We start from the raw sequence: 9,122 nt of genomic DNA, 5'->3' as shown, positions 1-9,122 counted from the left end.
TCAATATTCGTTGGCGCTGGCGGAACTATGACCGCGGAGGCTGCATTGCTAGGTGTGCCAACTTTTTCATGTTATCCAAGTGAACCTTACTTTATCGAGAGATATCTTATGAGAATAGGTCTTGTCAAACGTGAAACAGATCCTCAGCGCCTAGCCAGAAAGGTTCTGAAAACCTTGGAGAAGATTGAATCTGAAAAAATCAGGCAATCTATGAAGGCTAGGGAGATTGTCAAGAACTTTGAGGACCCAGCCGAAGTGATAGCTAAAGCTGTTAACGTTTTCCGTCAGAAGGAATAATTGCGGCAGACACCAAATCTTAAAATTTGGATACCGCTTAAAATATATTGCTCTGCAAAATCCTTCTGGTTAAGTAAGAGCTTCCAATTCATTGAAAAGAGATGATGCGTATTGGTGAATTCGCGGTTAATGGATCTTGATGATGTGAAGGAGAGGGGTAGGTATGTCGTCACAGTGGTTGGATGTGGAAGGATGGGGTTGCCAACAGCCTGCTTATTCGCAGACGCCGGATTCAGAGTTTTCTGCTTAGACAAAGATGTGCACCTAGTGTCACAGATCAATAATGGGGTATGCCCATTTGAAGAGCCTGGGCTTGAGAATCTTTTGAAGAAGAATCTCGGCGTCGGTCGGATCAAAGCCACAGCTGATCCTAAGGATGCTATTCCAATGAGCGACTTCATAGTTATTGCTGTTAATATATTAATTGATAAAAATGGGCGGCCTGATTACTCAAGTCTTGAAGAATCTTGCAGGAGTATAGGCTTAAACATTAAAAGGGGGGCGTTGGTTATCGTTGAGAGCACATTGCCCCCGTCCACAACGGACACTGTGATAAAACCTTTTCTTGAGTCTATATCAGGATTAAAAGCCGGAGTCGACTTCGGACTTGCCTATAGCCCTATAAGGGCTAGGGTTGGAAGGACGATTAGAGATATCCTCTCTTACCCTAAGATTGTTGCTGGGATAGACAAAGAGAGTCTGGCGGTGGCAAAAGCTTTTCTGGGAACCATAGCGAGAGGCGGAGTCGTCGAGGTTGAGGACATAAGGACGGCTGAAGCCGTAAAACTTTTCGAGAATGTTTACCGTTATGTCAACATAGCCCTCGCAAATGAGCTGGCAAGGCTCTGCGAGAAGGTGGGAATAGATTATCTGAAGGCGCAGGAGGCTGCGAACACTCAGCCTTACTGCCATCTGCTAAGGCCGGGTTTGGTTGGGGGGCATTTGCCGAAAGACTGTTCCCTCCTTTTTAGCGAAGCTGAAGAGTTGGGCGTCAGGCTTCCAATAGCCTCTGCCGCTCAAAGAGTTAATGAGGGGGTTGTGAAGCATGCATGCCTGCTGGTTAAGGACGCTCTGGCGGCATGCGGAAAGTCTTTGAGAAGATCAAAGATTGCGGTTCTCGGCGTTTCTTTTCGTGCTAACGTAAAGGAGGCGAGAGGCACACTTGTGCCGGATCTAATCGATCTCCTAAATAGGAGGGGCGCAAATGTCGTCGTTTTCGACCCTCATTACTCTTTCAGCGAATTGAGAAGTATGGGTTATCCTGCTGAGAGAACATTTTCCAGGGTAATACATGGGGCTGATTGCCTACTAATTGCTGTTGGCCACACACGCTTTAAGCGGTTAAGTTTGGGTAAGATTGGTGTTAGTATGAGAAAGCCGGCGGCGATAGTTGATTTGGCTAATATTCTAGATCTGGAGATGGTGAAAAAAGAAGGGTTTATTTATAGAGGTCTAGGACGGGGGTCTGTGCATGCCTGACCGATTGAGGGTCGCTGTGGTTGGTGCGGGATTCTGGGGCAAGAACCATCTTAGAGTCCTCAGTGAGCTTCCAGAAGCAGAGTTAGTTGCGGTCTGCGATCTTGATGAGCAGAGGGCTAAAGCGGCGGCGGAGAAGTATGGCATTAAAGCCTATGTTGAAAGTATGGAGATGTATAGAAGGGAGCATGTAGAGGCGGTTAACCTATGTGTATGGTCGACGAGGCTTGCCGAAGAGGCTATGAAGGCGCTGAGGATGGGGAAGCATGTGCTTGTTGAGAAGCCCATGGCAAGCTCCGTGAGGGAGGCAAAGAAGATTGTGGAGATGGCGAAGTCCCGTAATCTTCGCCTCATGGTAGGCTTCATAGAAAGGTTTAATCCGGCTGTCCGAAGATTGAAGCAGGCGATAGATGATGGGGAGATTGGTTTACCTGTCTCGGTTACTGTTAGGCGAGTTTCAAGATGGCCGGAAAGAATAGGAGATGTTGGGGTTGTTAAGGATACAGCCATACATGACATAGATATTGTCCGTTATATTTTCGGAGAGGAGCCCATTGCGGTATTCGCTAGAACTGGAAATCTCAGGCATGAAAGGTTCGAGGACTATGCTCAGATAATGCTCGCCTTCCCGAACGGGAAATCCGCCTTTATTGAGGCGAATTGGCTTACGCCCTACAAGGTAAGAAGGCTCACAGTGACGGGAAGCGAGGCGATAATATCCCTGGACTATATAACGCAGGAGATGACTATTGAGACTTTAGGGCAGACGTTGACACCGAGGTATGAGTGGGAGGAGCCTCTCAAGATTGAATTAAAGCACTTCGTCCAGTCCATCTTAGAGGGTAATGAGACGATGGTCACCGGCTTAGATGGCTTAAAGGCCCTGCAAATAGCTGAAGCGGCGCTTAGATCAGCTGCGAAAGAACGTATGATAAAGTTAGCATAAATGTTTGCCTGAAAAAGTTACTCTGCAGGTTCCCCTTTCAGATTGAATGGTTTGCCTTCTAGTAGTATCCTTTCCGGAATTTTTTCCCGCCACTTCTTTAGGAATGGAAGATCCTCTTTCTTCTCCCGTAGTTCATCGGGAAGCATCTCAGGGATCTCTTCCCTAATCGGGTACCATCTTAGGCACTTTGGGCAGACGATCATCCCTTCTATTATCTCTTCTTTCTCCTCAAATATGTATAGTTCTAAGGGGTAATACTTGTCAATTGGGCATGCGAGAATATCCATTAGACGCTTCTTCATGTTCACTGCAACCCTCTCACGTTTTATTAATAAATCTGCCTTCTTAATTATTAATGCTTTTTATTGATCTCAATGTCTAGAACCACCTGATACCATCTGGGTCCCACAGCCCTTACAACCCTTCCATAAGCAACGTTGAAGTCAACCCCTAAATTTTCTAGCTTAGATGAAATCTTGGTCACGGTTTTCTCGACTGGGTCTTCATGTTTGTGGGCATGCATAAAATCATAGTAATGTATGATCCCGGTCTTTTGCGGTTTTAGCGCTAGGATGCCGTATTCTAGGTATTCGTAGGCTCTTTCCGGTAGGGGCATGAGAACCCGGTCTGCTATTTCTCTCAGTCTCTCCTCTATAATGGTTTTTGAGTCTCCTTCAAGAACTTCGACGATTCCCTGAAGACGGTTTAGTCTCACGTTTTCATCGGCGTACCTGATGGCGTCGGGGTTGATGTCTATGGAGTAGATCTTCTCCGCTTTGGAGTGTTTGCCGATTACTATCGAGAAGCATCCGACGCCGGCGAACATGTTAACTATGACTTCGCCAGGCTTTACCTGTGAGGCAACTCTCATTCTCTCGAAAGAGAGTCTTGGTGAAAAGTAGCATTTTTCCAGGTCAACCTTGAAGGTGCAGCCCGACTCTTTATGGGTAGTCTCAGTCTTGTTCTCGCCTAGGATTGGAGTAAGTTTTCTTAGGCGTAGCTCGCCTGAGACTGGACCTACCTGAAGGAGAACTGTCCGTATATGCTTATTCAGCTGCATTATGGCTTGGGCCGCCTTCCCCGCCTGTTCTCTCAGGTGGTCCGGTAATCTTATAATGGCTATGTCGCCGACGACATCATAGGACTTGGGCGCAATGATCTCCTTTGTCTCCATCCAGTTTGCCACTTCCATAAATTTCTCAATTTTCTCGTGTTGTCGGGGCGAAGTGTGCCGTAACCCACTTATTACGACTTTCCAATACCTCTTACTGTTGTGAATCTTCTCTAAGCCTTTTTTTATTCTTCTCATTCTCTCTGCCAGATCTTCGGCGTCGAGAAGTGTTAGTAAGATTCCTCCGGTTACCATTATGACAGATAATCCTTGGAGTATTTCGGCGACGCTGGTCCTTTTCCAATCCAACCATATAACCGATGGTGCACTTGAAGTTATCGTGACTGCGGCGAGAATGATGCCGACCAAGGTTGATGCCATCCCGATCTGATAATGGTGGATCCTCTTACCCCTTATGCGGATCTCATAGCTTATCCGCTTATGCGCCCAAAGAACGTCAGCAAGCCCGGCTGCAAAGGGCAGTAGTGGTATCCATAGGGGATACTTTGGGCTTATAGGTATCTGAGCCCATATGATGGGTCTTCTTTGCCAGTATATTTTCAGCGTCCCCTTTTCTAAGCATAGCCATAAGAGGTAGTCGTCTACCAGTCTGCTGAAGGCGAGGCAGATGATGGTTATGATGAAGAGTATTGACGCTGCGAAGATGATTCCCCATTTCTGGCTCCTGTCAATACGGTTCTGTTCGGGAATATTTTTGGACATTAAAAGGCCCCCGCTAGGCGCCCTTCCCGGAGAATGTAATCCCTGTGAACTGGCAACTTTTCATAAAGGTCTGTCGTCGTAAGGATTATTGTAACCTTCTCCGTCCTGTTTATGTCTGTCAATAGGTTGGTTACGAGCTGGGAGTTATCGTCGTCTAGGCTTGATGTGGGCTCGTCAGCCAGGATTATTCTTGGACTATTTGCAAGCGCCCTTATTATGGCTATCCGCTGCCTTTCTCCTCCGCTTAGGGTTTCTGGAAATCTCTCCGCCAGATCTGTTAGGCTGAAGTGCTTTAATAGTTGGTAGGCTCTTCTCCTCCTCTCATTTTTCCCTTTGCCTGCTAGAGCTAGTGGGAGCTCTATGTTTTCAAGCACCGTTAGGGAGGGTATTAGATTGAAGAATTGGAAGACGAATCCTATGCTGTTTAGTCTTATCTTTGATTTTTCATCGTCGCTTAGTCCATTCGCCTTTTGACCTAGAACCTTGACTTCGCCTCTGTCTGGATCTTCAAGTAGACCTATGATCTTTAGTAATGTTGTTTTTCCTACGCCCGATTTTCCTCTAACAGCTATGAACTCGCCTTCTCTTACGGTTAGGTTTAGACCTCTCAGGATCACGTTTTCACCGTATGACTTCCACAGGTCCATTATCTCGATCAATTCCATGTTACGCCTCAGCTACTGAATATCTTCACTTCACCGTTACAGTACACTTGGCTCATGTATGAGGCCTTCACGGTCCATTCTGCAGGAAGGTTTGCGCTGAGCCCTTGGTATACAACGTATCCATTATTCAGCATCCGATTATATGTGAATAGGATCCTCGGTTTTGCGGATGATCCTCCAGTTAGGTATAGGAGTCCCTGAGTGACATCTACGTCTTTGTTGAAGTAGCCCTTGAGAAGGTACAAGACTTTAACGTCTCCTGCTATTCGTTGGCTGCCAACCGCCTTGGAGATCCATTCTGCCGCTTCGTACTCTTGACCAGTATATAACCAGAAGTATCCTAAGAATCTTTCCTGAAGGTTTACAGCTGCATATACGCCATAAGAGTTTAGGGCTGTGAGGAGTAGGAGGCAGCCTGCAGCCGCGAGATTAATATGATGCCTGCGGTTGAACCCCTCTTTTTCAGGGAATAACGCGTGGAGGCCAATTGCGGTGAAGACCGCTAATGGGGCGCATAGGAAGTTAAGTGTCCTGTATATTAGGGTTAGCCCTACGGGCGGGTTTCCAAATATTGCGTAGGCTTCGAGGCCGAGTATGCAAGCAAGCCAGAAGAGTAGGGGGAAATTCTCCTTTCCCCTCGCTTCTTGGAATCCTAATATGATGAGTGGCGAGGGGAGAATGTAGGGTGCGGCGTGCAGAGCATAGTGGAGTGGAAGTGTTGGAGCATCAGGTGTGATTGGCTTAACTGTGCAGAGTAACATGAAGAGTAAACCCGTTAATGCTAGGGTGGAAGATGAGAGCACCGTTCTTATGGAGTGTTTTCTCTTCGTTCTGGTTGCAAAGTAGAGGGTTATGGCGAAGGCGATTGTCTGGTATGAGGCTGCGGAGAGTAGATCATTTATGGTTAATGTTACCTTTAGCCCCCTATATGCGAAGCTTGCGAAGTAGATGCCTCCTACTGTGGTTAGGATTAGAAATGGGAGGATCACTGTCCACTCGCGACCTGGTCTTCCTTCAATCCCTACTATTAGGCTGGCTAGGGTCATGCCTCCTAGGCTCGCTGCGGCTATAAGGGCTGTTAGATGATGAGATAGGACTAGTCCCATTGATGATATTGTAAGGATGATTATCTGCCTCCAGTCGCATTTATATAGGATGGGGGTGAGGATGAGGAGGAGATAGAGCGGGCTCGCGTATGTTTCCTTCGTCACCCCTGCTGTGAAGAGGCTGTATGGAAAGGCTGAGGCGAGGAGGGTTGACGCGAATAATGCCGGCTTGGGACTTGATAGGGCGCGGCTGAGCAGGGCGTATAGGATGATGACTGTTAGGGATGCTGTTAGTGGGACGGCGACGGCCATAGTCTCTTTAGGCTTGGCATCAACTGTGTTGGCGAGAAGGGCTCCGAAGATGCTTACTGCTGGCCAGTAGTTGTTGTAGCCGTCAAATATTTTGTCTTCGCCTAGGCTGATGGGTGAGTGTTCTATTAGAAGTTCGCTGTTTCTTATTGGGGACCATGCGTCTACGGAGAATGGCTGTCCACTTGATATTGTTGGGTAAAGCCTTAGTAGTATGGCTATTGAGAGTGGGATGAGTATCTGCGGAATTTTCTTCATTTAAGATCAGCTCTTAGGATGCTTATCGAGACAATCATGGCCGTGAGCGCTATGCTTGTGGAGATTATGAGGGGGTCAGTGCTGAAGGTTATGGTGTGGGATAAGATCTGTAGTTTACTTATAGTCTCGGCGACTTTTAGGATAGTTATGGCGGCGGCTGTTCCGGCGGTCGATCCGAAGGCCGCCCAGATTAGCAGCTTTGCCAGGAGATCATGCTTTAGGGTCTTCTTTGAGGCTCCGACTGATCTTATGACCTCCACTTCCTTCTTATGCTGTTGCAGTATCGTTTCTGCCGCCGAGAATATGCTGGAGCTTGAGAGAATAAAGATCATCACGGATAGGGTGAGAAGGGCCTCCCTCGTGATCCCGTATCGTTCCATATAATTCTTCATTACGTTTTTCGCTTCTTCTATTCCCAGGTCCTCTATCCTGAACCTCGTTATGATTCTTGGGATGATTATAGGTGTTTGGGGTTCTTGGCTTGCAGGTGGCGGCTGGCTTGTGTCCCCCGTTTCTCTCGCTATCATCTCGAAGATCTCTGAGGCGCTTATGAGATTCCTGTCAATCTTGAATCTGATGAGTGTTACATGGCCGTAGTCTGTTCCTCTCAGCCATTGCCCAACGTATAGGGGCGCTATGACTTCGTCGTCCATTACTGAGTTTGAGGCGAATACCCCCTTTATTCTCATTTCTAGATACTGCTCTTTTAGGACGCCTAGGATTAGGATGCTTGAGCCCGCTCTCAAGTCGAGCTTTTCGGCTATATTCATGCCGAGCATGACCGCGCTTATATCATCCATTCGCAGCATTTCGCCATCTATAATCGTTATCTGATTCAGCTTGGTGAATTCTTCTGGTATCACTCCACGTAGGAATACCTGTTCATTATTTAGTATACATGGGACCGCTGTCTCCGGGCTGATGGCAATAACACCCTCAAGGACGCTTATTCTCTCCGCTAGGTATAGTGGGACGAGGCCTGTGAAGGGGGTTCGGCTTTTCCGATCGTAGAGGGCGATGATGTTCTCGTCCTCGCCTAGGTAGAGGCTGAAGCCTTTATAGAATCCGAGAAGGCTGAGAGCTGTTAGGGAGAAGAGTGTTGATGAGAGAGTTATCGCTATTGTTAGGGTTAATATGCGTTGTATTTTCAAGTAGTTGAAGCCAAGTAGTCTCATCAGCCGTCTTTCTCCATCCTGGTTAGTTTCTCTCCTGTTATAGGTTGACTTTCTTATTGTCCTGTTTCATAGCTGGTGCTCCGCGTATCTTGTCCTGGAGCATTTAATGGCTGGGTATGCGGATCCAAGAGTTGCTGAGACAAGGACGAGTATAAGGGTTTGTGCGGCTTGGCTTATCTCTATGAATGGGTTGATGTCGATGCTTATCCAAACCCATCTGAGCACTGTTGAGGCGATCTGGGTTCCAGCCGTGCCTAATGATATTCCCAGAAGGGCGCTGATTGCTGATGTAAGCGTTGTGTATGCTAGGATTAGGGCGAATGTCTGGTTTCTCTTTGCGCCTAGCGCTTTGAGCATCGTTATCTCGTAGGAGGATTCTATGAGGAGCCTTGTAGTGATGATGTATGATGCTGCGGCTACGACTATGTAGACGGTTATGGATAGGAGGTTTATGAGGGTGAGCGTCTGCTGGTTTAGTTCCTCGATGAATTCGTATAGCTGCTGGGTTTCTAGTATTCTGGTTTCAGGTGGCAGCTTTGAGGAGATCTGGTTGATGACGTCTCTCACGTTTATGTCTGTTTTCAGAGTGAACTCTATTGCCGATAGCTGGCCGTCCCCTTCGGTCAGCCTCTCTGCAGCCTCTATTGGTACAAGTATTTCAGAGTCTGCTGAAGTTTGGGTTCTGTAGATACATTTCACTGTTAATTTAGCTTTTTTTCCACCGCGGCTTAATGTTATTTCGTCACCTATTTTGAGGTTTAGTGCTGATGATAAGATCTCTCCGATGCTCGCTTCATCCACATTCTTGGCTGATGACCCGTTTATGTATGCTTTCCTAGTCTTGAGGAAGCCATTTACATCCATTACCCCCCTCAAAATGACCTGCCGTTCAACATTTTTTGCCGTTATGTTTACGGCGAGGAATTTCTGGGGCATTATATATCTGACCTCGTTTATGCTGGATAGAACATTTGCCAATTTCGGGTCTATTCTGCTGTCGGTGAGTGATGTTGAGTTTCGGCTTAGGATGATGTAGGTTCCGCCCTGGTTAATTATGGCTGCAAGCGTCCTGGCTTCTTGGTTTATTGAGTTTACTATTGAGTTTATTGAGGGGGG

General features: G+C 47.1%; 9 protein-coding genes. 3 read left to right on the top strand and 6 right to left on the bottom strand.

What is annotated here, in order from left to right; translation table 11 throughout:
- The 3 genes from NZ952_00045 to NZ952_00035 form a co-directional block, all read left to right on the top strand.
- On the top strand, positions 1-297 hold a 297-nt coding region (locus tag NZ952_00045), incomplete at its 5' end, for a DUF354 domain-containing protein (GenBank protein ID MCS7119597.1).
- Positions 298-426: 129 nt separating this feature from the next.
- The gene (locus NZ952_00040; protein ID MCS7119596.1) at positions 427-1,776 is read left to right on the top strand and encodes a nucleotide sugar dehydrogenase; all 1,350 of its coding nucleotides are present in this window, start codon (positions 427-429) and stop codon (positions 1,774-1,776) included.
- Positions 1,769-2,719, top strand: a complete 951-nt coding sequence (locus tag NZ952_00035; GenBank protein MCS7119595.1) for a Gfo/Idh/MocA family oxidoreductase — start codon at positions 1,769-1,771, stop codon at positions 2,717-2,719. Before NZ952_00040 ends, NZ952_00035 begins: the two co-directional genes overlap by 8 nt.
- A gap of 17 nt (positions 2,720-2,736) precedes the next feature.
- Here the strand turns inward: NZ952_00035 and NZ952_00030 are convergent, their stop codons facing one another.
- The 6 genes from NZ952_00030 to NZ952_00005 form a co-directional block, all read right to left on the bottom strand.
- On the bottom strand, positions 2,737-3,021 hold the full coding sequence (locus tag NZ952_00030) for a Trm112 family protein (protein ID MCS7119594.1): 285 nt from the start codon (positions 3,019-3,021) through the stop codon (positions 2,737-2,739).
- 50 nt (positions 3,022-3,071) lie between these two features.
- Positions 3,072-4,553, bottom strand: coding sequence for a class I SAM-dependent methyltransferase family protein (locus NZ952_00025; GenBank protein ID MCS7119593.1), 1,482 nt, complete (start codon positions 4,551-4,553; stop codon positions 3,072-3,074).
- Complete coding sequence (locus tag NZ952_00020; GenBank protein MCS7119592.1) at positions 4,553-5,212, bottom strand: ABC transporter ATP-binding protein; 660 nt, start codon at positions 5,210-5,212, stop codon at positions 4,553-4,555. The genes NZ952_00025 and NZ952_00020 overlap by 1 nt, the downstream gene beginning before the upstream one ends.
- A 14-nt stretch (positions 5,213-5,226) precedes the next feature.
- Positions 5,227-6,831 (bottom strand): hypothetical protein, encoded by a 1,605-nt coding sequence (locus NZ952_00015; protein ID MCS7119591.1) that lies wholly within the window; start codon positions 6,829-6,831, stop codon positions 5,227-5,229.
- Positions 6,828-8,006, bottom strand: a complete 1,179-nt coding sequence (locus NZ952_00010) for an ABC transporter permease (protein MCS7119590.1) — start codon at positions 8,004-8,006, stop codon at positions 6,828-6,830. Before NZ952_00010 ends, NZ952_00015 begins: the two co-directional genes overlap by 4 nt.
- A 66-nt stretch (positions 8,007-8,072) precedes the next feature.
- The coding region (locus NZ952_00005; GenBank protein ID MCS7119589.1) for an FtsX-like permease family protein at positions 8,073-9,122 on the bottom strand (1,050 nt) is incomplete at its 5' end.

The organism is Candidatus Bathyarchaeota archaeon, assembly GCA_025059045.1.
Lineage (GTDB): Archaea > Thermoproteota > Bathyarchaeia > Bathyarchaeales > DTEX01 > JANXEA01.
Note: the sequence above shows the minus strand (reverse complement) of the source record. Positions and strands in the feature narration are given on the sequence as shown.

What these genes read in the sequence shown, in the direction of transcription:
- NZ952_00040 (MCS7119596.1), top strand. Translation starts at nt 427, where the DNA reads ATGGATCTTGATGATGTGAAGGAGAGGGGTAGGTATGTCGTCACAGTG.
- NZ952_00035 (MCS7119595.1), top strand. Translation starts at nt 1,769, where the DNA reads ATGCCTGACCGATTGAGGGTCGCTGTGGTTGGTGCGGGATTCTGGGGC.
- NZ952_00030 (MCS7119594.1), bottom strand. Translation starts at nt 3,021, where the DNA reads ATGAAGAAGCGTCTAATGGATATTCTCGCATGCCCAATTGACAAGTAT.
- NZ952_00025 (MCS7119593.1), bottom strand. Translation starts at nt 4,553, where the DNA reads ATGTCCAAAAATATTCCCGAACAGAACCGTATTGACAGGAGCCAGAAA.
- NZ952_00015 (MCS7119591.1), bottom strand. Translation starts at nt 6,831, where the DNA reads ATGAAGAAAATTCCGCAGATACTCATCCCACTCTCAATAGCCATACTA.
- NZ952_00010 (MCS7119590.1), bottom strand. Translation starts at nt 8,006, where the DNA reads ATGAGACTACTTGGCTTCAACTACTTGAAAATACAACGCATATTAACC.